Here is a 25,744-nt window from a genome sequence, read left to right on the forward strand (position 1 = left end):
GGTGGAGAGTGGTGAGTGGTGAGTGCTGTTAGCGGAAGCGCGGCGTTTAGCCGGTGCTGAGAGAATTGTTTCTTCACCTACTTTCCGAGTCCCCAGTCCCCAATCCCCAATCCCCAAATTTATCAATTCACAACTGAAGTATTAATTCACTATGGCTGTAAAAGTTTTAGTCCCTACCGCTTTGCAAAATTTCACTAACAATCAAGCTGCTTTAGAATCTAGTGGTAGCAATATTGCTGAACTTTTGGATTCTTTAGAGAAAAGTTTTCCTGGTATTAAAGCGCGTTTGTGCGATGACAATGGACAGCCACGACGTTTTTTGAATTTGTATGTGAATAGTGAAGATATTCGCTTTTTGGACGGGACAAAAACACCGTTAAAGGACGGGGATGAAGTGAGTATTGTCCCAGCCGTTGCAGGTGGTTGATCCAGTCAAAATTTACCAGGCAATATAGTTTTACTCTCTCCTATACGATTTTAATCAAGCGCGATCGCCAGCAAACCACTATATACAAGAAATAAAAAACGGTTTTTGTTGGTTGTGCGTTTTTAGGGAGAGACATAGATGTCAACTGTTTTTAGCATGAGTAGTTTTTATTACTCATGCTTTTTGTGTCAGGTTGACTCCTGTAAGATCAAGTAATCATCCATCAATTTTTATAAAGAGCTTATGTCTTCTACTCCTCTAACATTAAATTTAGTTGAGGGTTCTGTTAGCTTTAGTTTTTCCCCCCAAGCAGCCACAGAATTAAAGGCTGCAATTGATCAATTGATGGAACGTCTAAAAACTGTTGCAGCTAAACCCAACTCTGGTACTAAAGTTACTCCCCAACCACCCTTGGAATATCGTTATACAGGGGAGATATTTTTAGAAATTTTCTGTAATCCCAACATCTGGCCTACACCCTTTGCGGCTAAAGTCTTACTGACTGTACGGGATATCAATATTCGTTTGACTACGGAAGCTGAACTAGTCAGGGTGATAGAAGATATTAACCAGTATTTAGAACAAGTGGGATGAAGACTGCAAACATCTAGTTATTTAACTGTTGAATCCCAGCAAAATAGACACTCAAGATTTATGTCTATCTCAGGATGTAAGAGGGGATTTCCTGGTGCTAAAGTTTGGATATTGCCCCAAACACACAAATTTGGCATTTTATTGATTGTGGCAACATCTTGTTAGGAGTGAATGTGAAGAATATTTTTGTTCGTAAAGGTATTTATTGCTTATCTAGTTTAGCGGCTGTGGCTGTTGCTGGGACTGGCTTATCTGCTCACGCTCAAACAGTACCTCCCGTTGAGGCAAACAGCGATGCTATGCCTCCCGCAACATCAGGTGCTGAACCAGAAGTGGAAGCACAAAACTTCTCTTTTTCCAGTGCGACAACTGTTAACGCTGACAGTCGGACAGTTACACCCGTACCAGGAACAGTAGCAACGACATCAGCAACTCTGGTTTTACCTGAAGCCGCAACATCCGCTCCTGCTGTTGCACCTACTCCCAACACAGTGGCACAGTCAGATATTAATGTTGGTAGACGTACCCGTGGCGGTAGTAGCTACGTTGGTGTGGCTGGCAATATTGGTATTGGTGGTGGTGATTCATCCTTGGGAGATGGGAATTTTGCCGCTATCAGCAAGATTGGATTTACTAACACTTTTTCTATTAGACCCTCAGCTGTATTTGGTGATAACACCACGATTCTGATCCCTGTCACCTACGATTTTAACTTTAGACAGGTAGATCCATTTGATGAACCACTAGCGATCGCACCCTATGTAGGTGTAGGTGCAGCAATTAAAACTGGTGATGATTCCCAAGCTGCATTTTTGGTATCTGGTGGTCTTGATGTCCCTCTCAATTCTCAATTTACTGCCACAGCTGCCATCAATGCTGGATTTTTCGATAAAACAGATGTCGGGTTGTTATTGGGTGTAGGCTACAATTTCTCCGGCTTCTAAGTTTAGTGCTGAGTAGTGAGTGCTGTTAGCGGAAGCGGGGCGTTTAGCCCGTGCTGAGTGCTGAGTAGTGAGTGCTGTTAGCGGAAGCGGGGCGTTTAGCCCGTGCTGAGTATTTTTAGGTTACTCGGCACCGAGTTATGAATAAAGTAAAGCAAGATGCTCAGTGATACACTCATTACTCATTACTCATTACTCATTACTCATTACTCATTACTCATTACTCATTACTCATTACTCATTACTCATTACTCATTACTCACCACTCCCTACTGCTTGGGAGTTACTTTATCAATTACTTTCAATTTGCCATCGTCCTGTACTGTCCAGACATCGTAAACACCGACGACATCACCGTTAGCATCAACATCCACATTCCCGCTAGCACCTTGATAGTTAATATCTTTGCCTTCTTTGAGTAACTTCAAACCTTCGCAAACATCAGTTACTTCTACACCAGGTGCATTAGATACTTCTCTAATTTTACTGGAAACGCCAACACCTGTATTATCTTTCGCGGCTTGGGCTGCCAATACCAGTAAGGCTGCTGCATCCCAGGCTTGGGGGGCAAATTCTCCTGGTGAACCACCTTTTTTAGATTGCCAGAGTTTTGTGAAGGCTTCTAAGGCTTTACCATCGGAACCAGGGACAGTCCCGATGACTCCAGAGACGATGAACTTACCATCTGCGGCTTTACCTACTTGTGCGGGAAATTCATCTGATTTCATGCCGTCTGTGAGCATGATTTGCACGCCGTTGGTTAAACCTTGCTGATAAGCTGATTTTAATAATAGACTGCCTGTCTCTACGTAAAAAACACCCAATACAGCATCTGGTTTCCCTGCAAAAGCCGCAGTAGCTTCAGTTTCAAAGGTAGTGGCTTTGGGGTCATAACGGACAGGGTTACTTTTGTTAACGACTGTTCCACCCAATTTTTCAAAAGCTTGAACAAAGGCTTTTTCAAAACCGACTCCGTAGTCGTTGTTAATCACTACTGTAGAAACTCGTTTATAACCTTTTTTAATGGCGAGTTCTGCTAAGGCTGGCCCTTGATAACTATCGGGGGGAACTGTCCGCGCCCAAAAGCCTTTGAAATTGCCTTTTTGCGCCAATTCGGTGAATTTGGGGCTAGTGCTACCAGGGGAAATCAGCATGACGTTATTTTGGGCAGCAATGGACACCGCCGCAGTAGATACACTGCTAGCAAACGAACCAACTACACCAGCAACTTTATCTACAGTTGCTAGTTTGGTCATCCCGGCTGCGCCTGCTTTGGGGTCGGTTTGGTCGTCTACTGCTACCAATGTGACTGGTTGACCATTCACACCTCCACAAGCGTTAACTGTGTCTACTAGCAGAGGCACAGCAGCAGCCATTTGCTGACCAATTGATGCTAAATCCCCTGTTGTTGGTAGTAATGAACCTATTTTTAATCCTGTGGTATTGCTGCTTGTGGGACTAGTCGTACTGTTGGTGTTTCCACCATCAGTAGTATTGGTGGTTGTACAAGCCGCCATCAAGAACCCAGTGGCTAGGGTAGTTAAGCCCAGGGCAAGGGCAGCACTAATTTTGACCATAATTACTTTCACTCCTCTATGCTGTGGGAGCTTGAAAGCAAGATGCAAACTAGATGTTTTTACTTAGTTCAATCTTATATCAAGTCTCCAAAGGTTAAATGATAGCATCTACCTTTGGATACATATAGTGATTGCTACGACTTTTGTATTTTTTTGCAACACAGTCAGTTATGTGTTACTTTTTTGTCTCCAAAACGGAGAGGGAGGGATTCGAACCCTCGGATGGGTCTTACGAGTCCATCAACAGATTAGCAATCTGCCGCTTTCGACCACTCAGCCACCTCTCCACGGTCACGAAATATAATGTTAGCAGTGATTTTTGGGAAAGTCAATAGTTATTAGTCAAGAGTCAATAGTCATTAGTCAAGAGTCAATAGTCATTGCTTTTAACTATGGACTATGGACTTTGGACTATTGACTAGACTTATAGGACTTGCGATCGCATCCAAGCTATGGGTAGGGTGCATAACTTTTGCAATTGCGGGACGTAGGCACGCTGATTGAAGACGTTGTAATCGTTGCGTTCGATGACATCTAAGATTTGCCCGTAGAGCATGGAGGCTGCCCATACAGGCCAGCGTGCATCCGGGGCTAGGTGGGCGATGCCCTGTTCGGCTTTGGTGTAGAACTGTCGCGCCCGTTCGATTTGGAAGCGCATCAACGCCCGCCAACGGTCATCAACTACACAGTTAAAGAAGTCTTGTTCGGTGTAGTTGAATCTGGCTAGGTCTTCTAAGGGAAGATAGATGCGTCCTCGCCTGGCATCTTCGCCGACATCCCGCAATATGTTTGTGAGTTGGTTGGCAATTCCCAGGGCGATCGCTTCTTCTGTGGGAATATAAAGTGGTTTACGCTGAGACCACGGAGCTGTATTTGCGGTGTTGTCTACTTCCATAACGGCGGTTGACATCAAGCCGACTGTGCCAGCAACGCGATAACAGTAGAGGTATAAGTCCTCAAAGGTTTCATAACGACTACGGTATAAGTCCATACGCTGACCAGCAATCATATCCCGAAAGGGCTGAATGTCTATGTCAAAACGTTGCAGGGTATCGACCAAGGCAACATCATAGTTTTCTACGGGAATACCCGCAAAAATAGACTCTAAATGTTGCTCCCAGAGGTCTAAAGTTTCTGGTGTCGTAATGGCAGCACCGGGGCCGTCTACTAGTTCATCGGTACGACGGCACCAAGCATAAATTGCCCAGATAGCTTGACGTTTTGCCGGACTCATCAACAAAGTACCCAAGTAGAAGGTTTTGGCGTACTTGGCTGTGAGATGCCGACAAATTTTGTAGGACTCGTCTACAGAGACCAGCGTTTTCATGCGCGGGGGGGAATCAGGCAGTTGCAGCATTCGTTGCAGGCGGTCGGGTTAGCGTTTGCAGGTTAGAGGCATTAGCCACTGGCAGTGATTCGCAGATCGCCTGCGCTGTTAGCTTACCAGAAAGTACAGCTCCTTCCATACTGCCTAAGTAGCGTTGCATGGTGTAACTCCCTGCTAAAAAGAAGTTAGCGATAGGAGTTTTTTGGGAGGGACGGTACTGTTGACGACCAGGGGTCGCTTTGTAAACTGAACGCGGCGTTTTCACTACATGAGATTTCAGCAACTTGGCTGGGTTTTCTCCTCCAAAATGATTGGGGAAGAGTTTTTCTAGTTCTGCAATTGTGGCAGCAACTATTTCCTCATCGGATTTACTAATCCAATCTTTAGCCGGTGCTAGAACTAATTCCAGCATGGAGCGATCAGGATTAGCATATTCGCGACAAGTGTTACTCATATCAGCATAAACGCTGAGGAGGGGCGATCGCGAAAATAATAACTGATCGATATCTGTTAATTTTCGGTCAAACCATAAGTGCAAGTTAATTACCGGCACTCCTTCTAAACCTTCTAGCTTCTGGAAATACTCCATTTGCTGCCAAGGTTTGGGTAATATCACTTTGGCGACATCTACTGATGTGGCGACAACGTAGCAATCGGCGGTTTCTATATAATCAGCTGCACCATTGATTCCCCGAATCACGAAGTGCTTAACACTCCCATCTTCATTGAGAACAATTTCTTTGAGTGGTGCATTGAGACGCACTTCCCCGCCGCCTGCGGTGATATGGTCTACGATGGGAGCGCATAGCCTTTCTGTGGGTGAACCATCCAAAAATGCTATTTTCGAGCCGTATCTTTCTTGTAGAAAGCGATTGAGCGCAGTTAAGAGGATGGTGGCAGAAACTTCTTCAGGATTGATAAAGGTGAGTGCTTTCGATGCGGCGATAAACACATCGGTGGAAACTCGCTCATCAATTCCCTGTCTTTCTAACCATTCTTTGAAACTGTACTTGTCCATCTCCTCTACATACTTTTGACCTCTGACCACGGCTGGAGTTAAGCCGACGGCGAAGCGCAGTTTTTGTCCCCAGGTCAACATATCGTTGTTGCGGAGAATGGACGCAATGACGTTGAAGGGGGAGGGAATATCGGGAACATCAAACCGGGAGTATGTTCCTGGCTTATCTGGTTGGTTAAAAATCAGTGTATGTTCTTTCCATTGGAGTCGGTCTTCAATACCTAACTCCTTAAGTAACTGGAGCATATTGGGGTATGCACCGAAGAAGGCGTGTAATCCAGTTTCATACCAGTCGCCGTCTGAGTCTTTCCACGCCGCGACAAGACCACCCAATACGTCCCGGCTTTCCAAGACAATGGGAGTGTGACCTGCGTCTGTGAGATATTTCGCGCAGGAAAGTCCTGCTAAACCAGCACCCGCGATCGCTACTCGCATTTAAACCTACTGTTTTTCAATATTTCTTAATTGTTTTGTCGTTCTCATTATACGTTGCAATCTGTTACATTTGGCAGAAAAAAGAGATTGGGTGTTGGGTACTGGGGATTGGGGACTGGAGATTGGGTTGTCTGAATTTTGAATTTTGAATTTTGAATTTTGAATTGGTATGAGGGTGTAGGATCAGGCCTGAAATGGTTGTGGGTAAATGATTATGTCAGCTTCTCAACAGCTAGCGAGTTTTGGACATCACCTGATTGTTGGTGTTTCTGGTACTACTTTAAGTGATGAGGATAAGCGCGCTCTCAGTGAACTAAAGCCTGTGGGGGTGATATTCTTTGCGAAAAACTTCCGAGATGGTGTCCCCTATGATGTGTGGCTGCAAAGTTTTCGGGAGTTGCACCAGCAAATTAGGGAATATACTGAACGTGATTTGATGTTTTTTACATTGGATCATGAGGGTGGGCGAGTTGTGCGGACACCTTTACCAATCACCAGATTTCCCCATGCGGTGTTGTTGCGATCGCACTCTCAAGAAGTAGCTAAGGCTACAGGCATTGAATTAAAATCTTTGGGAATTAATTTATCTTGGTCTCCTGTGGCGGATATTTATTCTAATCCCCAAAATCCGGTGATTGGATTTCGCGCCTTTAATAACACTCCCGCAACTACGGCTGAAGCTGTCTGTGAATATTATCAAGGACTCAAAGCATCGGGCATTGTCGGTTCTGCCAAGCATTTTCCGGGACATGGCGACACTAGTAAAGATTCCCATCTAGAATTACCTGTTCTCAATCTCTCTTTGGAAGATTTACGTCAACGGGAATTGATACCGTTTAAGGCTTTAATTGAGGCGCAAATCCCAATTATGATGACGGCGCATATTCTTTTTCCGCAAATCGACCCTGATTGGCCTGCGACTCTCTCAGCAGCTATTCTCAAAAATATCCTGCGGGAAGAGTTGGGATTTGGGGGTGTGGTTGTATCTGATGATTTAGATATGAAAGCTGTTTCTGATATGTTTATGCAACAGGGAACAGTGGCGCGTGCTTTTAATGCTGGATGTGATTTATTTATTGTGTCCCGCAATATTCATTCATCATCAATGGAACGGACTTATCAAATTGCGGCTGATTTTGCTGAGGCGTTAAATCAAGGTAGCTTGGCTGAGTCTGTGGTGGTAGCGGCTAGAAATAGAATTGAGAAGTTATTAGCAACTACACCACAGTATGATGTAGAGATGTTAGATCAAAAAATATTTTTACAACACGCAGAATTAGCGATCGCCTGTACTTTTTAGTTAAAAATGTAGGTGATTGTCATCACTAATCAAATTCTGGAGACCACAAATCAGAAATTTGTACTTCCCATCCAGGAAGCAAATAGTGACTTGATCTAACATTTATCTAAATCATAGAGGTCATCTATGCGATCGCAATCATATTTTCCTTTAATCTCTTGGTTGTAAAATCTGCCAAGGGAATCGGATGATTGTAATTCTTGCCAAGTTTCTGGTTCTACTCCTGAATATTGATAGATTGCACCGTTTTGAAACTCAACTTGCAATATTTGTTCATCACTACAATAGCCGACAGCACTAGCCATTGATGAACTCACCGGAAGCATCGCAATTGGTTCTACTTCAAAAGGTAATGTAGCTGTTTGTGCCACGATTTCATTGAGTTCTTGCAATCCTTCAAAGGCTTGAATTGGTGCAGGAATTTCTATAACCTCTAACTCATCGCCTCGGTCGAGTAATAGCTGTAAATGTCCATCAGTATGTGCGATCGCAACTAAACTACTCAAGTCTACTTTAGATAGCTTCATGAAATTTGCTCTCCTGTTGACACAAGCGGGAGTTAGAAGTTTATGCAGTCAGGAATATATAGTATTTTTGTACTATATAGCTTATTGATTGTCAATCTCATTCATCTACTTTTCAAAAAAGGCTCAAATAAAGACATAACAGTGATATTTATGTCTTTATTTGGCTGCATAACTTTTATATCTACCACTGAAAATTACCCAATCACGAGGTTAAGTAACCTCACTAAATCACCTCTAACTAGTAGATTTCTCAGGAGAATAAAGTTATGAAACATCCTTTTGATTTAAACATCGCAGATTTAGAAGCTTTAAATCTGGAAACTCAAGAACTAACCGATGAAGAAGCTGATCAAGTAACAGGTGGATTAAAACCCATCTTCACAACTCTGGCTTTAGGTGAAGAAGGCGGCGATGCTACTACTTTAGCTTTAGGTGAAGAGGGGGGTGATTTTACTACCTTAGCTTTAGGTGAAGAAGGCGGTTGTACAAAATAATCAACTATTAAGCCTTAGTTGTAGAGTGCTTTAAAACAACGTGTAACACACCAATATCATCAAGTGTGTTATGGCTAGATATCATTTGCTGATAAATGCAAATCTAGACATAGCCGTAACACATATTACTTACTATCTCCTTGAAAGATAAGCTATTTTTTTATGTTTATATTGGCAGTAATACCGGAATGAATATTTTAATTTTAGGCAAACCTCAAGATGTCCATGCAGTTGCTATTCATCAGGCGATTACCGCAGCAGGTGCAACAGCCGATTATTTAGACACATCTCTTTTTCCCAAATATTTAAAACTATCTTGGCAGCCAGGGACAACAAATGGCTGTTTGAGATTACCTTCTGGAAAGTTATTAAAAATTACGGATATATATAGTGTTTATTGGCGAGCTTTTTCTGGGGTAAATGTACCATCATTACCAGATGAGCATCAGCAGAGAATTGCTACTAATGATGCGATGGGTGCATTGCGATCGCTCATGCAAGCTTGTCCGGCTCGTTGGGTGAATTCTTGGCAAGCCTACGAACTACATAAAGAAAAACCGCTACAATTAAGTATGGTCAAAAATGTCGGGGTAAAAATTCCCAAGACGTTGATTAGTAATGACCAAGACGAAATTATTCAATTTACTAATTCTTTAGAAAAAGCTATCTTTAAACCAGTCTATGGTGGCGCACATACTAAACCCGTCACGCCAGAACATTTAGAACCAAAAAGATTAGAATTGGCTTTACGCCTTGCGCCAGTGACAATCCAAGAATATATCCCTGGGACTAATATTCGGACTTATGTAATTGGTGATGCAATTTATAGCGCAGAAATCCGTTCTAGTCATTTAGATTTTCGAGAAGATAGGGAAGCAGAGTTAATTCCTGTAGAGTTACCTGCTTCAGTTCAGCAACAATGTTTAGCTATTACTAAAGCACTAATGCTAGACTGGACAGCTATAGATTGGCGTTTAAAACCCAATGGCGAATATGTTTTTCTCGAAGCCAATCCAAGTCCCATGTTTTTACATTTTGAAAATCAAACAGGGTTTCCCATTACGCAAAAATTAGTGCAGTTGTTAATGCAGTAACTAAAGGTTTGGAGTCAAAAGTTTAGTCTTTGTTCCATAGCTAAGAGACTTCAAGATTAGACAAAATCCCGAAATGTAGGGTGCGTCAGTGTTGAAAAAACTAACCACGCCAAGAAATTATTCATACTGACGCACCCTACTAAACTAGTCAACTGTAAATCATATTTTCGCTGTGCTACAAATACGCCCAAAAACCTTAAAATAGTGAGAGTGTATTAAAAATCGTAAAGCGTAATAAATATTTATGCCTCCCCGTTGGCCTCGTAAACCCGATCGCAATGACCCTGAATTTCGCAAGTTAGACGATCGCATGAACTTTGCCGTTCATGTAGCCGTCGCTGCTACGATTAACTCAGGTTTATGGTTCTTCCATAACTTGACAGTCGCTAATTGGGAATGGTTGCCCCCATTGACAGCAGGTTGGGTTGTAGTATTGTTAGTGCATCTAATTTACATTGCGGCGATCGCGAATTACTCTCCTACTCCCCCCAAATCCACCTAAAGAGGGAACACTAACGCTAGGGTGATTGTAACCTGTGGTTGTGTATTTGCCTGATAAATTGCGCGATAATGTTAATTAGTCTGAGACTTTGCGCTCTTTTTTGATTTGGAGTGATTTATATGGCTAAGACTAATACCACAGAATTACTAGAAGCCCTAGCAGCCGAAATCGGCGACAATATTTATATAGATATTGCTAAATGGCATCTTTATTTATCTAACGCCAAGTTACACACTGTAGTAGCTGAACAGTTATATCCTCTAATTACCTCTAAAGCGGTGACTGAAGACCAAGTTATACAGGTATTAGAATCTATTTCAGTTAAAATTGGTGGTGGTCGAAGAGAACTACCTTTGATAGATTTACTACCTCTGCAATGTCAAGTTAACTTAGTAGATATTTTAGAGAGATATCAACGCGAGATGTAGTTATAGTATAGGCAGGCGATCGCACACCCAATTTAAGTAGCAAGCATTTCTCCAAGGATTAAACAAATAGTATTTGCAGAGGGTGATTTGCTTGCTTTAAAAGCTGGCTTTGAATTGAAAATATTTCCGAATAACTAAATCAACAGCCATAAATATATTAGCAATTAGAGGAGGTAATGATATGTTTTTACAACTTAAAAATACCACTGATTTAATCAAAGTCCTTGATATCCAAGAGTTAATTGATCCCAACTTAGAAATAGTTCATGGTCAAGACCAAGAAGGTCAAGAGGAACAAGAACCTGATACATTCAAAAAAGCCAATCTGGTTTTTCCCTCCGGTGAAAGTTTACCACGCTGTTGGATAGATGCGAATTACAGAATGGCTGTGTAAGCTATACGATATGTAAGGGACTAGGGGAGTGAGATAATTTTCTCATCTCCCCTATTTATTACCTAAGACTCAGCACTTAATTTAGATTCGGTTTGGGGTGAAATTACTTTAGTAATCCAAACTGTGAAAATGTGGGATAGAACTCCTAAAGGGCCTGCAAATAGACAGAGTATTAGTGAGTGAATTGTCCAAATTCCAGTTTTTTGTCCTTCCCAATAGATAAATCTCCCTACAAATAAATCCATTACTAAAAAATGAATCCAACCTGTAGCCGCAGCTTTTTCGTCTGCGAAGAATTTTGCAATATCGGCAAGTTGTGGATTAGATAAAGCTTGGGCATTTTCTGGGGTAATACTGGTAATAAATAAATACAAATATGCCCCAGCTAACGGTAAAAATGGAATGTATGATTCCATGACTCGCCGTGTGACTTTCCAGTTAGGGAGAAGAATCATTAATGCCCAAAAAGGCAAGACGAAAACATTAGCAACGTTGAATAATTGCGTGATGTCCATAATATATTTGATTAAAATTTTTGCAGTCGTCAACACTCAACAGTTATAGCCGTCCTAGCTGATTCGTGAGAATTCGCGGTGTTCAGATCCCCGACTTCTCAAACAAGTCGGGGATCTTGTTGCTCACGAATGATTTAGGACTCCTGTAACAATTGTGATTCTATCTCTTTTGAGTTTAAATCACGCCCAATAAATACTAAACGGGTTTGTCTAGCTTCTGTGGCTTGCCAAGGACGATCATAAAACTTTTCAAAGCGGTTGCCTACGCCTTGCAATACTAAACGCATGGGTTTGTTCGGTACGGAGACAAAGCCTTTAATACGGTAAATTTCTTGTTGATTTACTAATGATTCTAATTGTTGTTGCAGTTTTTCTGGGTCAAAAGTCCGGTCTAAAATGACGTGTGTAGAGTTGATTTCGTCGTCGTGGTCATGGTCTTCTTCGGTGTCGTGGTGACTGGGACGACTATCTAAATTATCTTCAACGGCAGCTTGCCATCCTAATAATATAGATGGGTCGAGTTGACCGCGATCGCTCTCCACAATTTTCACGACTCGTGGTAATTCTTGCTTGACTAATGACTCAACTTGTGTTTTTGTGTCTGCATCCACTAAATCAGTTTTGCTTAAAACTACCAAATCTGCACAGGCTAACTGGTCTTCAAATAGTTCTTGTAATGGTGTTTCATGTTCTAGACTATCATCGGCTTGACGTTGGGCGGCGATCGCATCCAAATCACTGGCGAACGTCCCAGCAGCCACAGCCGCACAATCTACCACTGTCACCACTGCGTCTACTGTGGCGGCATTGCGGATTTCTTGCCAGCGAAAAGCTTTCACCAAAGGTTTAGGTAAAGCTAACCCAGAAGTTTCAATCACAATACAATCAATGCTGTCGCGGCGTTTGATTAACTCTTGCATTGTCGGATAAAACTCCTCTTGCACAGTGCAGCACAGACAGCCATTCGTTAATTCAAAAATATTATTCCCATCAGCTTCATCTTCAGGGCAAATTTGACAGGATTTCAACAACTCGCCATCAATACCCAGTTCGCCAAACTCATTGACTAATACAGCAATGCGGCGACCTTGGTTATTTTGCAGGAGGTGGCGAATTAGGCTGGTTTTTCCACTACCCAAAAAGCCTGTAATGACGGTAACGGGAATTTTTGTAGCCATCTAAAATTAATTCAAAATTCAAAACAGCAAATCTTAACCCACCGAAGTGGGTTGTGCTTGTGTGGTTCTTTCTTAATATATATGAGTTCTCGCTTGTGAAGTACCCCTTTTTGCTTCACTAGACCTCTTGCACGAATAATTGAACACTCCGAATACATAAATTCAAGAGTTATCTTTCTGCGTTCTTCTTTGCGCCTTTGCGCCTTTGCGTGAGCTTTTAAATAGTATTCTTAGCAACACCAAAGGATTTATGCAAGAAGTCTACTGAAAAAGGGGTTTCCAATTTCAGTGACTCCCCACTCATCACTCCCCATTCCCCACTCAGTACTGAATTTTGTCAAAATTATAGGGGTAGTTTTGCAACCACCCCTATTTCCCCTCATATTTAGAATTTACTTTCAGCACCTTTGCTGAGACTTATACTTACTTTGAGATATTAACTAAACTTTCGACTTCAGCAGAAGCTAAAGTTGGTGCGGTGAAAATTTGGGAGTACAAACTCTTTGGCTGTTGTCCACCTACCACTGGTAATACTTGACGCGCATGGGTTGCAACTTCTACTGTCTTCACATCGTAAGTCTGCGTTACCATTTTGGGATACAAACCGATACCGATGATGGGAAGAATCAAGCAAGCAGTGATGAACAACTCACGGGGTTTGACATCAGCAACTACAGTATCTAAATGTAATTCTTCACTTTGATCACCGTAGAACACTTTACGCAGCATGGACAGTAGGTAAATTGGGGTTAAAATCACGCCTACTGCTGATAAGAGAACTACGACAACTTTAAAGCTGGAACTGTAAACGTCACTGGAAGCGATACCCAGGAATACCATCAACTCACCCACAAAACCACTCATTCCAGGTAAAGCTAGAGAAGCCATTGCGCCTGCGGTGTAGAGTGCGAAGGTTTTGGGCATGACTTTACCGATACCGCCCATCTTATCCATTAATAAGGTGTGGGTACGTTCGTAAGTGACACCGGTTAAGAAGAATAAGCTAGCCGCAATTAAACCGTGGGAAACCATTTGTAACATCGCGCCACTTACACCCAATTCTGTGTAGGAAGCTAAACCGATGAGGACAAAACCCATGTGAGCAATTGACGAGTAAGCAAGGCGGCGTTTGAGGTTAGTTTGAGCAAAGGCGCAACAAGCACCGTAGATAATGTTAACTACACCTAAGACTGCTAAGACGGGAGCGAAGTAAACGTGAGCATTAGGCAACATTTCCATGTTGAAGCGAATTAAGGCATAACCGCCCATCTTCAACAACACACCAGCCAGAATCATGGAACCAGGTGCGGACGCTTCACCGTGAGCATCAGGTAGCCAGGTGTGTAAGGGGAAAATTGGTAGTTTGACACCGAAGGCAATTAAGAAACCTGCGTAAGCTAATAATTCCACAGCTTTGGGATATTCTTTCATTCCCAAAGAGGCGATATCGAAAGTAAATGTATCTCCAGAGAATGCTAATGCAAAGCCAGCTACAAGAATAAATATAGAAGCAGCAGCAGTATAGAGGATAAACTTGGTAGCTGCATAGCGGCGTTTTGCGCCTCCCCAGATGGAAATGAGCAAGTATACAGGAACTAGCTCAATTTCCCACATTAGGAAGAATAACAGTAAGTCTTGGGCAACGAACACGCCTAACTGCGCGCTATACATTGCCAACATCAAAGCATAAAATAATCGCGGCTTGTTGGTTACTTTCCAAGCCGCGAAGATTGCTAGGGTGTTAATTAAGCCTGTCAGTAAGATGAGAGGCATCGATAAGCCATCTACTGCTACTGACCAATTTAAGCCTATTTGGGGTAGCCAAGCGTATTTTTCGACAAATTGATAGGCGGAACTGTGAAAATCGTAGTTTTGCCAAAAGGCGTAAATCATTAAGGCAAAATCAGCGATCGCTACTCCTAATCCATACCACCGAACAGTTTGACCTTCTTTATCTGGAATTATAGGGATGGCTAGGGCTGCCACCAAAGGTAAGGCAATTATGGCTGTCAGCCAAGGAAATTCAACGGGATTCATCACTTCTAACAATCGTTTTTTGTTTTCGCTTTTAATTACATTATATTAAGGAATTCTTACTTTTGTAAACGATATTTATCTCTAGAGAAATTAAATTTTTCTGATCGTTTAGTAATAAATACTCAAAAAAACCAGTATTTTCCGCAAAAAAGAGCATAAATACTTAGGATAATTTCGACTCATCTATCCTAATCGTAAACATTTGTAACGTCAATAAGCGACAGCAAGTATAAATTACCGTTACAAATCGCAATAAGTAGAACAGGGTAAATATTTGTAGTTCTGATTAGGCAGGGGGCAAGGGGGCAGGGAGCAGGGGGAAAGAGGATTTTAGCCTAGTTTACATTTCTTAAGATAGTTAGGTTTTTTCTCACCGACTTACTTATATCGCCAGAGGGATGTAGAGGTGATGGAAAAACCTACCTGACAGCAATTTTAGATTTTGAATTTTGGGTTAAAGGCTGTCAACTCTCTCCCTTGCGCCCTGCCCCCTGCCCTCTTCCTCCTTGTTAAGCTAGGCTAAGTAGAGATTTTATTGAGTAAATTATGCACAGACTTTTATCTGGGCCGTTGAGTGTGGAACGATTAACGGTGAAGATTGCAGGGTTGTCTGCGTCGCTACAGGGTAAGAAGTTAGTGCAGTTGTCAGATTTTCACTATGATGGTTTACGGCTTTCGGATGCGATGTTAGAAGAAGCGATCGCTGTTACTAACCAAGCACAACCAGACTTAATATTATTGACAGGGGATTATGTCACTACTACCCCTGAACCCATTCACCAATTAACGCCACACCTGAAAAAACTGCAAAGTCGTCATGGGATTTACGCTATTCTCGGCAATCATGACTTATATTACAAAAATTCCCAGACTGTAATTACTCAGGCACTTACTAATATTGGTATTCGCGTACTTTGGAATGAAATTGCTTATCCATTAGGAAGGGAATTACCAATAGTCGGACTGGCTGATTATTACTCACGGGAATTTAATCCAGCCGCAATTTTCCCACAATTAGATCCCTCAATACCTTGTTTAGTAATAGTTCATCATCCTGATACCGCCCATTATTTACAAGCTTGGAGAGTAGATTTACAACTATCTGGCCACACTCATGGAGGACAAATTATTATTCCTGGTCTTGGGGCTGTGTTACCCTATCACAAAAAAATCATCCGTAAAATTCCGATACGAGTGCGGCGATATTTCCCCTGTCTACGCAAAGAATTTTTTATAGTTCGTCATTGGGAATGGTTACAGGGCTTACATCGTCTCGGAAATAATCAACTATATGTCAATCGAGGTTTAGGAACTTATTTCCCAGGACGCATATTTTGCCCACCAGAAGTAACAGTAATTACACTGGAAACAGAATAGTCATTAGTCATTAGTCATTAGTCATTAGTCATTAGTCATTAGTCATTAGTCATTAGTCATTAGTCATTAGTCATTAGTCATTAGTCATTAGTCATTAGTCATTAATCATAGTTATAATTGCTTGATGAACCTTATTCATATCCCTACACCCCTACACCCTTATACCCTTACACCCTTACACCCCTAGATTAAGTTATTATTTTTTAACACTTTCTCAAGACTTATTTTGTTTTTTGATAAGCTGTAGACGCTGGTATGAGGAGTCCCTAATAGGTTATGCACTGGTTGTTTACAGGACGTTTAAGTGTAGATAAACTCACGGTTAAGATTGCAGAACTGCCATCTAGTTTGCAAGGCTTAAAGTTAGTGCAGTTATCAGATTTCCATTATGATGGATTGCGATTATCAGAAGAATTATTAGCAGAAGCGATCGCAGTAACTAATGAAGTAGAACCAGATTTAATAGTATTAACTGGTGATTATGTTACTGATGATCCTGCACCAATTCACCAACTAGCATTAAGACTGAAATATCTACAAAGTCGCTATGGTAGTTATGCGGTGCTTGGTAATCATGATATTCACTTCCAACACTCCCAAGTAGAAATTACTCAGGCTTTAACCAGTATCGGTGTCAATGTCTTATGGAATGAAATTGCCTATCCTTTAGGAGAAGATTTACCAATAGTCGGATTAGCTGATTATTGGTCAAAAGAATTCAATCCTGCACCACTAATGGAAAAACTTAAGCCATCTACACCCAGAATTGTTTTATCTCATAATCCAGATACCGCGAAAATTTTAGAGCAATGGCGAGTCGATTTACAATTATCTGGTCACACTCACGGAGGTCATATTGTTTTACCAGGTATAGGGCCTGTAGTTTACCACTATAAAAAACTCCTCAAACAAATTCCCAAAAAAATGCGGCGTTGGATTCCGTTGTTATTAGGAGATTGTTCTAAAGTGGTGCGATATTGGGAATGGGCGCAAGGATATCACCAAGTTTCTACTAATCAGTTATATGTGAATCGAGGTTTGGGAACTTATAGACCAGGACGCTTATTTTGTCCCCCAGAAGTAACTGTGATTACGTTAGTTTAAGAGTCAATAGTCAATAGTCATTAGTCATTAGGAAATAGGGAACAGAATCTTGAATTTTGAATTTTGAATTTTGAATTTTGAATTGATTAGCCCTATGCCCAAAAAATACAATAACCGCCCCAAGCTAAGAAGGAAAGAATCATTAGCTGAGGCGGCTTAGTAAATGTGCAATTGTTAGAGAAGATGGAAAAAACAGAGATAAAAATAACTCAACTAGGGTGGACAACGTTCGCAACCATTACCCTTAGAACCTTGCATCCTTGATTCCAATAGGCAGGCATTTCTGGCTGTAAGTTCAAAACCTCCACAAATAAATCAATAAACTCAAGGCGAAAACACTTATACAGGATGCGACCGACGAGTTTAAGATTGCGAATCAATAAGCCATTAGAGCAGGAGGTACATGGCTCTAACTTCAAGGTTTGTATCTGATGAACTTTTAACCTTTTTGTACCTTGGTCTTAATTTAGCACCTTTTCTTTCTGGTGATCTGTCTATTTACTAAACTTGAACACCATTAACGTTTTGCAACAATTGAGAAATTTTCCTTAATTATTTTTTTACTTCCCTGTCTCATGTCTCAAAAAAAGGTCGAAAATTAATTAACATTCATTACCCTGAGATTCCCCAATCCCCAATCCCCAGTCCCCAGTCCCAGAAAAAGGATGTTTTCTTTTCCTTTCTTTTTACTTTTGCCTTTTACCTTTTGCCTTTATCTGTTCCCCCTTCCTCTGGTATCCTCATCTAAGAGGTGTAGGTGCAGCACGGGTTGATATTCAAAAAAATATTTTTGCTGAATGGCCACGAATAAGGACTAAACTAAAAAGTCTTGTGCAGCAAAACTCCTAACTTATATAAATCATGTAATCATGTCTAAGGTTCTTGTCTCCGATCCTATTGACCAAGCAGGAATTGACATCCTCTCTCAAGTTGCTACTGTTGATGTCAAGACAGGTCTCAAACCAGCAGAATTAATAGAAATTATTGGTGAGTATGACGCGTTAATGATTCGTTCGGGAACGCGGGTGACTCAAGAAATCATCGAAGCCGGTACTCAACTGAAAATTATTGGTCGTGCCGGTGTAGGTGTGGATAATGTAGATGTGCCTGCTGCTACCCGCCGAGGAATTGTTGTAGTTAATTCCCCTGAAGGTAATACGATTGCGGCGGCAGAACACGCCCTAGCAATGATGTTGTCTTTGTCACGTCATATACCTGATGCTAATGCTTCAGTGAAAAGCGGCGTGTGGGATCGCAAAACTTTTGTAGGTTCAGAAGTATACAAGAAAACCTTGGGTATAGTTGGTCTAGGTAAAATTGGTTCTCATGTGGCGGCTGTTGCTAAAGCGATGGGGATGAAATTACTAGCTTACGATCCCTTCATTTCCGCAGAACGGGCAGAACAAATAGGCTGTCAGCTGGTAGATTTTGATTTATTGATTCAGCAAGCAGACTATATCACCCTGCATATTCCCAAAACTCCTGAAACAGCCCATCTCATCAATGCTCAGACTCTGGCTAAAATGAAGCCCACAACCAGAATCATTAACTGTGCGCGTGGTGGGATCATTGATGAAGCCGCTTTGGTCGAAGCAATTAAAGCAGGCACAATTGCTGGTGCAGCGTTAGATGTGTTTGAGTCTGAACCATTGGGCGAATCAGAATTGCGATCGCTCGGTAAAGAAATCATCCTCACCCCCCACTTAGGCGCGTCCACCACAGAAGCACAGGTAAATGTAGCCATAGACGTAGCCGAACAAATCCGCGATGTCCTTCTAGGTTTACCCGCCCGTTCCGCAGTCAATATCCCTGGACTTGGCCCCGATATTCTCGAAGAACTCAAGCCCTATATGCAACTAGCAGAAACCTTGGGTAACTTGGTCGGACAGCTAGCTGGTGGTCGAGTAGAGTTACTTAATGTGCGCCTGCAAGGGGAACTAGCAACAAATAAGAGTCAGCCATTGGTAATCGCCGCCCTCAAGGGTCTACTGTATCAAGCCCTCAGAGAACGAGTAAATTACGTCAATGCCAACATCGAAGCCAAAGAACGGGGAATTCGCGTCATTGAAACTCGCGATGCTTCGGCGCGTGACTACGCTGGTTCATTACGCCTAGAAGCTACAGGTACTTTAGGTACGCACTCCGTGACTGGTGCATTATTAGGTGATAAAGAAATTCACCTCACCGATGTTGATGGTTTCCCCATTAACGTCCCCCCCAGCAAACATATGCTGTTTACCCTACACCGCGATATGCCAGGAATTATTGGCAAATTAGGTTCCTTATTGGGAAGCTTTAACGTCAATATTGCCAGTATGCAGGTAGGTCGCAAAATCGTGCGTGGCGATGCAGTTATGGCACTCAGCATTGATGATCCCTTACCGGAAGGGATTTTAGCAGAGATTACCAAAGTACCCGGCATTCGGGACGCGTATACAGTAACTTTATAAAGTGCTGAGTGCTGAGTTGTTAGTGCTGTTAGCGGTAGCGGGGCGTTTAGCTGGTGTTGATAGTAGTGCGTCTTGATTTAAAGCAGGATTAACCGTATCTATATCTAGTGAAGAGAAAAGTTAAGAGTGAAGAGTTAGAACAAATCAAGATAACTCAAAACACTCTAAAAATTCCTTCTCAGCAAGGCTAACATCTCACTCCACTAACCAAACCTTCACCCAACACTTAACACTCATCACCCAACACTCAGCACTCAGCACTCAGCACTCATCACTCAACACTCATCACCCAGCACTCAGCACTCAGCACTCAGCACTCAGCACTAAACAATGGTAAACACTTGGTGGGAATTACAGGTTTCATGCGAACCAGCGTTAGAAGACTCGGTTTTCTGGCGATTGGAAGATTTTGGTTGTCGAGGGACAGCTAGTGAAACAAAAGGTACTGACTTTTTAGTGAAGGGTTATTTACCCACATTCCAAGCCCAGGTACTTGATTTAGCGGCTTTGGGGCTATGGTTACGTCAGGATGCTTTGTGTGTGGGATTATCGAGTCCTACCTTGGGTTGGCAGCTAATTGATGAAGAAGACTGGGCTAGTAGCTGGAAACAATATTGGCAACCGCAAGAAATAGGCGATCGCTTCCTCATTAACCCTGCATGGCTGCCATTACCTGAAGACACAGATAGATTAGTCATTCGTCTTGACCCTGGTGTAGCTTTCGGCACAGGCAATCATGCTACAACTCAACTGTGCTTGGAATCTCTAGAGATGCGTTTAAGTTCAGTTCCGCAATCTTTTATCAGTACAGGTAGTAAACGTGAACCTGTTGTCATTGCGGATATTGGTTGTGGTTCTGGTATCTTAGCAGTTGGGGCAGTATTATTAGGAGCAGAAAAAGTCTATGCTGTAGACACTGATCCCCTAGCAGTGCAATCGACTTTTAGTAATCGTGCCTTGAATGATATTCATCCAGAAAAGATAGTCCCCGCCGAAGGTAGTGTAGATATTCTCAAGAAACTCATTGAAAAACCAGTAGATGGAATTGTCTGCAATATATTAGCTGATGTAATTATTCAATTAGTCCCAGAAATCACCGAGATATCTAAATCTAGCACTTGGGCTATTTTCAGTGGCATTTTAACAGAGCAATCAAAATCCGTCGCTGATGCTTTAGAAAAACACGGGTGGGTAGTTGCTACCATGTGGAAACGCAAAGAGTGGTGTTGCTTAAATGTGCGTCGTTCTTAAACACAGGTAGAAGACAGAGTTAGCGCAGACTGAATATCTGTCTTGGTGTTTCACAATTATCGATTAGCAATGTGACAAAAAAAGATTTATTCGGTTTATCCGAAATGACTTTTCACTCACATTTCTATAACCTAAACCTACTAAGCGAGGTATAGATGGTAAATGTCCTTTAGGTGCATCTAGACTGAAGTGATATTCATCATGTTTAACCCATATCTTCTTGGTGGGGTTTATAAGCCATCCAACTTCATATGCAAAGTTTTGACAATCGTTACTAGCTTGTAAAATACCTTTTTGAATACTAAAACCAAATTTGCCTTGACTATATTTAACCCACAAATTATTAATATTTATAAGGTCTTGAGCAGATAATTTTTGAATTTCCTTATCAACTAACCAGCGTCCCTTTTGATGTCCACATATTTTCAGTATCACAGAGTAAGTCTCTTGATCTGCCTCTTGCCATTTTTGCTTTTTTAACAGGTTTTCTAATTTACCATAATCCATACCATTAACAGTGGAATTTACGAATAATTTTTCTACTAATTGTGATATTTCTTTTAATCTAGTCTGAGTTTCTAAACCTTGCTTTTCAGACTTTTTTACTGTATCTTTCGTTATCTGTAATTCACGTTTTAACTCTTTAATTTCGGAACGCAAGTCTTGAGAAATATCGGTAACAGTGGGAGCAATGAGCAATTTTTCTACTAATTGTGATATTTCTTTCAATCTAGTCTGAGTTTCTGAACCTTGTTTCTCAGACTTTTTTACTGTATCTTTCGTTATCTGTAATTCACGTTTTAAATCTTTAATTTCGGCACACAAGTCTTGAAAATTTGAATTCATATTCTGTAGATAAATTGCCTTTAATTCTTGCAATTCCTCACGACTGCGCCGCAGTTCTTCTATTGCTTTTTCATAATAACTTAATGGTGTTTTAAATTGACTATTATCTGGTTTAAACATTAGCAATACCGTTACAAATACAATATTGGATTTTAAGTAAATTTGGGATTATTTGCAAAAATAATATAGGTTAAAAATGTTTAACATTTAAAAAATATTTATTCATTAATAACGTGATAGAAAAATTTTAATTCGGTGTGCAACTTCACCGCCATTTCTAGAATCTAAACCAACCAAACGAGATGTAGAAGGTAAGTGTCCCTTATTAGAATCTAAGCTAAAGTTATATTCCTCATATTTCAACCATTCGGTATTAGCTAAACTTGCTAACCATCCAACTCTATATGCAAAGTGTTTATAATCTTTCTTGGCTTGCCAAATATTTTTTTGAACACTGAAGCCAAATTTTCCTTGACTGTGTTTAACCCATAGTTTATTTATAATTTCCAGGTCTTGACGAGGCAACGTTTTGATTTCACGATCATCTAGCCAGCCTTCTTCACTACGATCGCAAATTTTAAGGATCACAATGTAAGTCTCTTGATCAGCTTCTTGCCATTTATTGTCTGTTAACAGTTGCTGCAAATTTCTATAATCTATCCCAGACATATGAGAAACAAGTGTTAATTCTGCTGACAAGTGAGATAATTGTAACTGTAAATTTGATAGGTACTCCAGAATCTCTGTTTGAGGTACTATCGCCTGAGATGGAGAAGTCATTTGAGATAATTTCTCTTTTATTTGTGCTAAATCCTCAATAATTCGATTGTTCATATTCCTTTCATCGATCATACCTTCTTGAATAATTTCTAATTTCTGTTGAGAATCTGAAGCAGTTTTTTGCATCTCCAATAAATTTGTCTGAATTTCTGCTGTTTTTATTTCAGAACTTACTAATTTCTCGTGTGTATTCTTCAGTTCATCTTTTAATTGCTGAATTTCTGAATTCCAAGACTGAGTAAGAGAATTAGCCCCTTGTAAATATATATCTTTTATATCCTGCAATTCTTCACGACTGCGCCGCAGTTCTTCTATTGCTTTTTCATAATATTCTAGAGGAGTTTTTCCTTGAGTTTTATCTACCTTAAACATAAAGTAAATTCCTATATTATAATTATTGGTTACTATTCAATAGTTTTGGCGAGTAATTAGCCTGTAAAGTTAAGCTATCTCTATCGTTATCGCTTTCCATAACACCACGCCAAAATTTACACAATAATCCATACCTAATCCAATCTTGAACAGCTCTTTTTTTCAACTCTGGAGACTGGCTTACTAAAGCAGCCATTCTTTCTGCATTATGTTGTAGTTGTCCATAAACCTTCAACACTTCATCAATTGGTGTGTTTTCATTTAACTTACTCAACTCGTAACATTCGCTGAGTTCATAAAGCTCAACATCAGACAACATACCACCTGGTTTCCAGGATATCTTCAGCTTTTGTCTACATTTATCCAAAGGAGATGGTAATGCGTGGACTAAATATCTTTTCAACTCATGCCGAATTATTTCGACTTCTGTCTTTATCCTTTCACATATTTTATCTACTATCTGATTAGCATCTTGAAATAACTTATTTTCTAAAATCTCAATTTTTTGTATACTTTTATAAATACTGTCATCAGCTAGGTTAATTGCATCCATAATGGACAATGTCATTTGATTGATACGGTTTTCTAGATAAAAGTCTGTTTCTGCAAGGGTTTCACTAATAGCTTGTCTGGTTTCAGAAATAGCTTGTTTACGGATAGTTTCTATTGTTTCTAAATTCTTCTTCAATTTCCCATCTGCTGTTTCCAAAAGCTGATTAATATCAGCCACAGTTTTAGTTTCTAATTTTTCAGTATCTTTGATTGCCTGATCAATACGTTGTTGAGCTATATAATCAAGTTTGTTTGCTAAAGGATACAGTTTGGTATCAAACAATCCACCTATTTCTCTACGAAAATCCTTGATAATATTTTTTGATGCACCTTCAAACTTCTTAACAAGCCCTGAAAATAGAAAACCGAGCATTTTTCAACACCCTTTACTAAATCAAATAGGAGTTATTTATAAAGATAAAAATAACATCTATTTTTCTAAGTGTCGACGAAAAATATTTATTAAATACATCCGTAAAAATTCGGTAGACAAACTATATATTTATAAATAATGAGTTGATAATTAATTATGAACATACATAGGATTTTTTTATAAAAATAACTTATTCTGTGTGTGAAGTGCAGTACAAGCGCGATATAGCGGGAATATTGGGAATCAGACTTAATTATTGAAATTACTTACGTAGGCAGGAAACAGAAAATAAGAAAGAAGAAAGTATAAATGTACTGATTTTTTTGATATCAAAGTATGATTCTTATGGATATTAGGCTGATTTTTATTGATGATTAATTAACCTCAAAGAAAGTTTAGAGACGTAAGAATGTGCGCCTCTAAACTTAACTTTTGTTAAACGAAACTTTGCAGTCTTTGAACTAGCTGCGGTGCTTGTAAAACACCTTCAACCCGATCAACAGGTTGACCTTGTTTGAACAGTACCAATGTTGGTAGAGCTTCAATTCTATACTGACTAGCTAATTCTGTGTATTTTTCTGCATCAATTTTGACAATACGCAAACGTCCTTGTAACTGAGCGTTGACTTGCTCTAAAATCGGCCCCATCATCTGACAAGGGCCACACCATTCAGCGTAAAAATCTACTAAAACAGGCACATCAGAATCAGACAGCATCTCACCAAAGCTGTTGAATTGTTTATTTGTAGCCATGTGACACACACCAATTCATTATTGATTGAATTCAATCTTAATGTCTGCTTTGCAAAAACGGTGTAACATTATTTTGTTTTTATTGTTGCGAAATAAATTAGGGATTGGGGACTGGGGATTGGGGATTGGGAAAGCGATTTTTTATATTCAATACTTTTTTGAATTTGCAATTTTAAATTACTGATCATCTGTAGGTACAAATCACCATAAGATAATTAGCGCGGTGATTGAAATTTTGAGGAATAGTTCATGGCTGTTTTAAGTGAAAATTTAAAAGGGCAAGTAGCAGTTGTTACGGGTGCTTCACGAGGAATTGGCCGGGCGATCGCACTAGAATTAGCTGCTTATGGTGCAACTGTCGTCGTTAACTATACCAGTTCTAGTGGTGCGGCGGATGCAGTGGTAGCAGAAATTACTGGTAAGGGTGGAGAGGCGATCGCTCTCCAAGCTGATGTTTCCCAAGCTGATCAGGTAGATGCTCTTGTCAGTGCTGTTATGGAAAAATTCAAACGCATTGATATCTTCGTCAATAATGCCGGAATTACCCGTGATACTTTACTATTGCGGATGAAGCCGGAAGAGTGGCAAGCAGTCATAGACCTAAATTTAACCGGCGTTTTCTTATGCACTCGTGCTGTGAGCAAAATCATGCTCAAACAGCGTTCTGGCAGAATTATTAGCATCACCTCTGTAGCAGGTCAAATGGGTAATCCTGGTCAGGCTAACTACAGTGCAGCTAAAGCAGGTGTGATTGGCTTTACAAAAACCGTTGCGAAAGAACTCGCTTCCCGTGGAATCACAGTCAATGCTGTTGCGCCTGGATTTATTGAAACTGATATGACCAGCGACCTCAAAGCCGATGAAATTCTCAAATACATTCCCTTGGGTCGCTACGGTCAACCAGAAGAAATTGCCGGTATGGTGCGCTTCCTTGCAGCTGATCCCGCCGCCGCTTACATCACAGGACAAGTTTTCAACGTTGATGGTGGGATGGTGATGGCTTAAATTTGGGAATAGGGAATGGGGAATGGGGAATGGGCAATGAGCCATTGGATATCAGTTAAAATCTTCTCTACACCCTTACACCCTTACACCCTT

The 25,744-nt window shown here is 40.7% G+C and carries 25 protein-coding genes and 1 tRNA gene; 14 read left to right on the forward strand and 12 right to left on the reverse strand.

The window, feature by feature from the left end; all coding sequences use genetic code 11:
• The first annotated feature begins 151 nt into the window (after positions 1-151).
• From CLI64_RS05560 to CLI64_RS05570, 3 genes are all read left to right on the forward strand, one after another.
• A complete protein-coding gene (locus CLI64_RS05560) occupies positions 152-427 on the forward strand; it encodes a MoaD/ThiS family protein (RefSeq protein WP_103136287.1) in 276 nt (91 codons plus the stop codon).
• Positions 428-670: 243 nt separating this feature from the next.
• Complete coding sequence (locus CLI64_RS05565) at positions 671-1,021, forward strand: hypothetical protein (RefSeq protein ID WP_103136288.1); 351 nt, start codon at positions 671-673, stop codon at positions 1,019-1,021.
• Positions 1,022-1,194: 173 nt separating this feature from the next.
• A complete protein-coding gene (locus CLI64_RS05570; protein WP_103140606.1) occupies positions 1,195-1,965 on the forward strand; it encodes a hypothetical protein in 771 nt (256 codons plus the stop codon).
• 266 nt (positions 1,966-2,231) lie between these two features.
• Here the strand turns inward: CLI64_RS05570 and CLI64_RS05575 are convergent, their stop codons facing one another.
• From CLI64_RS05575 to pds, 4 genes are all read right to left on the reverse strand, one after another.
• Positions 2,232-3,539 (reverse strand): ABC transporter substrate-binding protein, encoded by a 1,308-nt coding sequence (locus CLI64_RS05575; protein ID WP_103136289.1) that lies wholly within the window; start codon positions 3,537-3,539, stop codon positions 2,232-2,234.
• Positions 3,540-3,734: 195 nt separating this feature from the next.
• Positions 3,735-3,826, reverse strand: a tRNA-Ser gene (locus CLI64_RS05580).
• Positions 3,827-3,963: 137 nt separating this feature from the next.
• On the reverse strand, positions 3,964-4,896 hold the full coding sequence (gene crtB / locus CLI64_RS05585; RefSeq protein ID WP_103136290.1) for a 15-cis-phytoene synthase CrtB: 933 nt from the start codon (positions 4,894-4,896) through the stop codon (positions 3,964-3,966).
• Positions 4,880-6,319 carry a 15-cis-phytoene desaturase gene (gene pds, locus CLI64_RS05590; protein ID WP_103136291.1) on the reverse strand — a complete coding sequence of 480 codons (1,440 nt, stop codon included), beginning with the start codon at positions 6,317-6,319 and terminating at the stop codon, positions 4,880-4,882. Before pds ends, crtB begins: the two co-directional genes overlap by 17 nt.
• A 214-nt stretch (positions 6,320-6,533) precedes the next feature.
• On the opposite strand from pds, the gene nagZ reads away from it, so the two are divergent.
• Complete coding sequence (gene nagZ / locus CLI64_RS05595; protein WP_103136292.1) at positions 6,534-7,619, forward strand: beta-N-acetylhexosaminidase; 1,086 nt, start codon at positions 6,534-6,536, stop codon at positions 7,617-7,619.
• 95 nt (positions 7,620-7,714) lie between these two features.
• Here nagZ and CLI64_RS05600 read toward each other — a convergent pair whose 3' ends face one another.
• Positions 7,715-8,146 carry a KTSC domain-containing protein gene (locus tag CLI64_RS05600; protein ID WP_103136293.1) on the reverse strand — a complete coding sequence of 144 codons (432 nt, stop codon included), beginning with the start codon at positions 8,144-8,146 and terminating at the stop codon, positions 7,715-7,717.
• A gap of 266 nt (positions 8,147-8,412) precedes the next feature.
• Between CLI64_RS05600 and CLI64_RS05605 the strand changes: the two genes are divergently transcribed.
• The 5 genes from CLI64_RS05605 (at position 8,413) to CLI64_RS05625 (ending at position 11,058) form a co-directional block, all read left to right on the forward strand.
• Positions 8,413-8,640, forward strand: a complete 228-nt coding sequence (locus CLI64_RS05605) for a hypothetical protein (RefSeq protein WP_103136294.1) — start codon at positions 8,413-8,415, stop codon at positions 8,638-8,640.
• Positions 8,641-8,828: 188 nt separating this feature from the next.
• Positions 8,829-9,734 (forward strand): RimK family alpha-L-glutamate ligase, encoded by a 906-nt coding sequence (locus tag CLI64_RS05610; RefSeq protein WP_103136295.1) that lies wholly within the window; start codon positions 8,829-8,831, stop codon positions 9,732-9,734.
• 244 nt (positions 9,735-9,978) lie between these two features.
• Complete coding sequence (locus tag CLI64_RS05615; protein WP_103136296.1) at positions 9,979-10,236, forward strand: hypothetical protein; 258 nt, start codon at positions 9,979-9,981, stop codon at positions 10,234-10,236.
• 119 nt (positions 10,237-10,355) lie between these two features.
• The gene (locus tag CLI64_RS05620) at positions 10,356-10,664 is read left to right on the forward strand and encodes a DUF3181 family protein (RefSeq protein WP_103136297.1); all 309 of its coding nucleotides are present in this window, start codon (positions 10,356-10,358) and stop codon (positions 10,662-10,664) included.
• 181 nt (positions 10,665-10,845) lie between these two features.
• Positions 10,846-11,058 carry an acetyltransferase gene (locus CLI64_RS05625; RefSeq protein WP_103136298.1) on the forward strand — a complete coding sequence of 71 codons (213 nt, stop codon included), beginning with the start codon at positions 10,846-10,848 and terminating at the stop codon, positions 11,056-11,058.
• 62 nt (positions 11,059-11,120) lie between these two features.
• On the opposite strand, the gene CLI64_RS05630 is transcribed toward CLI64_RS05625, so the two are convergent.
• From CLI64_RS05630 to CLI64_RS05640, 3 genes are all read right to left on the reverse strand, one after another.
• Positions 11,121-11,573 (reverse strand): ABA4-like family protein, encoded by a 453-nt coding sequence (locus tag CLI64_RS05630; protein ID WP_103140607.1) that lies wholly within the window; start codon positions 11,571-11,573, stop codon positions 11,121-11,123.
• Positions 11,574-11,707: 134 nt separating this feature from the next.
• Complete coding sequence (gene cobW, locus CLI64_RS05635) at positions 11,708-12,751, reverse strand: cobalamin biosynthesis protein CobW (RefSeq protein WP_103136299.1); 1,044 nt, start codon at positions 12,749-12,751, stop codon at positions 11,708-11,710.
• A gap of 423 nt (positions 12,752-13,174) precedes the next feature.
• Entirely contained in the window at positions 13,175-14,788 is a 1,614-nt protein-coding gene (locus tag CLI64_RS05640; RefSeq protein ID WP_103136300.1) for an NAD(P)H-quinone oxidoreductase subunit 4, read from the reverse strand.
• A 546-nt stretch (positions 14,789-15,334) separates the two neighbouring features.
• Between CLI64_RS05640 and CLI64_RS05645 the strand changes: the two genes are divergently transcribed.
• The 4 genes from CLI64_RS05645 to prmA all read left to right on the forward strand — a co-directional run bounded on the left by CLI64_RS05645 (position 15,335) and on the right by prmA (position 20,970).
• Complete coding sequence (locus tag CLI64_RS05645; protein ID WP_103136301.1) at positions 15,335-16,165, forward strand: metallophosphoesterase; 831 nt, start codon at positions 15,335-15,337, stop codon at positions 16,163-16,165.
• 276 nt (positions 16,166-16,441) lie between these two features.
• On the forward strand, positions 16,442-17,269 hold the full coding sequence (locus CLI64_RS05650) for a metallophosphoesterase (protein ID WP_103136302.1): 828 nt from the start codon (positions 16,442-16,444) through the stop codon (positions 17,267-17,269).
• Between the two features lie 869 nt (positions 17,270-18,138).
• Positions 18,139-19,719, forward strand: a complete 1,581-nt coding sequence (gene serA / locus CLI64_RS05655; protein WP_103136303.1) for a phosphoglycerate dehydrogenase — start codon at positions 18,139-18,141, stop codon at positions 19,717-19,719.
• A 330-nt stretch (positions 19,720-20,049) separates the two neighbouring features.
• Complete coding sequence (gene prmA, locus CLI64_RS05660; protein ID WP_103136304.1) at positions 20,050-20,970, forward strand: 50S ribosomal protein L11 methyltransferase; 921 nt, start codon at positions 20,050-20,052, stop codon at positions 20,968-20,970.
• Positions 20,971-21,033: 63 nt separating this feature from the next.
• Here the strand turns inward: prmA and CLI64_RS05665 are convergent, their stop codons facing one another.
• From CLI64_RS05665 to trxA, 4 genes are all read right to left on the reverse strand, one after another.
• Positions 21,034-21,936: a GUN4 domain-containing protein gene (locus CLI64_RS05665; RefSeq protein ID WP_103136305.1), complete on the reverse strand. Its 903-nt coding sequence runs from the start codon at positions 21,934-21,936 to the stop codon at positions 21,034-21,036.
• Positions 21,937-22,041: 105 nt separating this feature from the next.
• Positions 22,042-22,968, reverse strand: coding sequence for a GUN4 domain-containing protein (locus CLI64_RS05670; RefSeq protein ID WP_103136306.1), 927 nt, complete (start codon positions 22,966-22,968; stop codon positions 22,042-22,044).
• Positions 22,969-22,990: 22 nt separating this feature from the next.
• Positions 22,991-23,893 carry a hypothetical protein gene (locus CLI64_RS05675; RefSeq protein WP_103136307.1) on the reverse strand — a complete coding sequence of 301 codons (903 nt, stop codon included), beginning with the start codon at positions 23,891-23,893 and terminating at the stop codon, positions 22,991-22,993.
• A gap of 435 nt (positions 23,894-24,328) precedes the next feature.
• The gene (trxA, locus tag CLI64_RS05680; protein ID WP_103136308.1) at positions 24,329-24,646 is read right to left on the reverse strand and encodes a thioredoxin; all 318 of its coding nucleotides are present in this window, start codon (positions 24,644-24,646) and stop codon (positions 24,329-24,331) included.
• A 249-nt stretch (positions 24,647-24,895) separates the two neighbouring features.
• Here trxA and fabG point away from each other — a divergent pair, with 249 nt between their 5' ends.
• Entirely contained in the window at positions 24,896-25,651 is a 756-nt protein-coding gene (gene fabG / locus CLI64_RS05685) for a 3-oxoacyl-[acyl-carrier-protein] reductase (RefSeq protein WP_103136309.1), read from the forward strand.
• The last annotated feature ends 93 nt before the right edge of the window (positions 25,652-25,744 follow it).

Source organism: Nostoc sp. CENA543, assembly GCF_002896875.1.
In the GTDB taxonomy this organism is placed as follows: Bacteria; Cyanobacteriota; Cyanobacteriia; order Cyanobacteriales; family Nostocaceae; genus Trichormus.

What these genes read in the sequence shown, in the direction of transcription:
- CLI64_RS05575 (WP_103136289.1), bottom strand. Translation starts at nt 3,539, where the DNA reads ATGGTCAAAATTAGTGCTGCCCTTGCCCTGGGCTTAACTACCCTAGCC.
- nagZ (WP_103136292.1), top strand. Translation starts at nt 6,534, where the DNA reads ATGTCAGCTTCTCAACAGCTAGCGAGTTTTGGACATCACCTGATTGTT.
- CLI64_RS05610 (WP_103136295.1), top strand. Translation starts at nt 8,829, where the DNA reads ATGAATATTTTAATTTTAGGCAAACCTCAAGATGTCCATGCAGTTGCT.
- CLI64_RS05600 (WP_103136293.1), bottom strand. Translation starts at nt 8,146, where the DNA reads ATGAAGCTATCTAAAGTAGACTTGAGTAGTTTAGTTGCGATCGCACAT.
- pds (WP_103136291.1), bottom strand. Translation starts at nt 6,319, where the DNA reads ATGCGAGTAGCGATCGCGGGTGCTGGTTTAGCAGGACTTTCCTGCGCG.
- CLI64_RS05615 (WP_103136296.1), top strand. Translation starts at nt 9,979, where the DNA reads ATGCCTCCCCGTTGGCCTCGTAAACCCGATCGCAATGACCCTGAATTT.
- fabG (WP_103136309.1), top strand. Translation starts at nt 24,896, where the DNA reads ATGGCTGTTTTAAGTGAAAATTTAAAAGGGCAAGTAGCAGTTGTTACG.
- CLI64_RS05605 (WP_103136294.1), top strand. Translation starts at nt 8,413, where the DNA reads ATGAAACATCCTTTTGATTTAAACATCGCAGATTTAGAAGCTTTAAAT.
- prmA (WP_103136304.1), top strand. Translation starts at nt 20,050, where the DNA reads ATGGTAAACACTTGGTGGGAATTACAGGTTTCATGCGAACCAGCGTTA.
- CLI64_RS05645 (WP_103136301.1), top strand. Translation starts at nt 15,335, where the DNA reads ATGCACAGACTTTTATCTGGGCCGTTGAGTGTGGAACGATTAACGGTG.
- CLI64_RS05625 (WP_103136298.1), top strand. Translation starts at nt 10,846, where the DNA reads ATGTTTTTACAACTTAAAAATACCACTGATTTAATCAAAGTCCTTGAT.
- serA (WP_103136303.1), top strand. Translation starts at nt 18,139, where the DNA reads ATGTCTAAGGTTCTTGTCTCCGATCCTATTGACCAAGCAGGAATTGAC.
- CLI64_RS05630 (WP_103140607.1), bottom strand. Translation starts at nt 11,573, where the DNA reads ATGGACATCACGCAATTATTCAACGTTGCTAATGTTTTCGTCTTGCCT.
- CLI64_RS05620 (WP_103136297.1), top strand. Translation starts at nt 10,356, where the DNA reads ATGGCTAAGACTAATACCACAGAATTACTAGAAGCCCTAGCAGCCGAA.
- CLI64_RS05665 (WP_103136305.1), bottom strand. Translation starts at nt 21,936, where the DNA reads ATGTTTAAACCAGATAATAGTCAATTTAAAACACCATTAAGTTATTAT.
- CLI64_RS05560 (WP_103136287.1), top strand. Translation starts at nt 152, where the DNA reads ATGGCTGTAAAAGTTTTAGTCCCTACCGCTTTGCAAAATTTCACTAAC.
- crtB (WP_103136290.1), bottom strand. Translation starts at nt 4,896, where the DNA reads ATGCTGCAACTGCCTGATTCCCCCCCGCGCATGAAAACGCTGGTCTCT.
- CLI64_RS05650 (WP_103136302.1), top strand. Translation starts at nt 16,442, where the DNA reads ATGCACTGGTTGTTTACAGGACGTTTAAGTGTAGATAAACTCACGGTT.
- CLI64_RS05640 (WP_103136300.1), bottom strand. Translation starts at nt 14,788, where the DNA reads ATGAATCCCGTTGAATTTCCTTGGCTGACAGCCATAATTGCCTTACCT.
- trxA (WP_103136308.1), bottom strand. Translation starts at nt 24,646, where the DNA reads ATGGCTACAAATAAACAATTCAACAGCTTTGGTGAGATGCTGTCTGAT.
- cobW (WP_103136299.1), bottom strand. Translation starts at nt 12,751, where the DNA reads ATGGCTACAAAAATTCCCGTTACCGTCATTACAGGCTTTTTGGGTAGT.
- CLI64_RS05565 (WP_103136288.1), top strand. Translation starts at nt 671, where the DNA reads ATGTCTTCTACTCCTCTAACATTAAATTTAGTTGAGGGTTCTGTTAGC.
- CLI64_RS05675 (WP_103136307.1), bottom strand. Translation starts at nt 23,893, where the DNA reads ATGCTCGGTTTTCTATTTTCAGGGCTTGTTAAGAAGTTTGAAGGTGCA.
- CLI64_RS05670 (WP_103136306.1), bottom strand. Translation starts at nt 22,968, where the DNA reads ATGTTTAAGGTAGATAAAACTCAAGGAAAAACTCCTCTAGAATATTAT.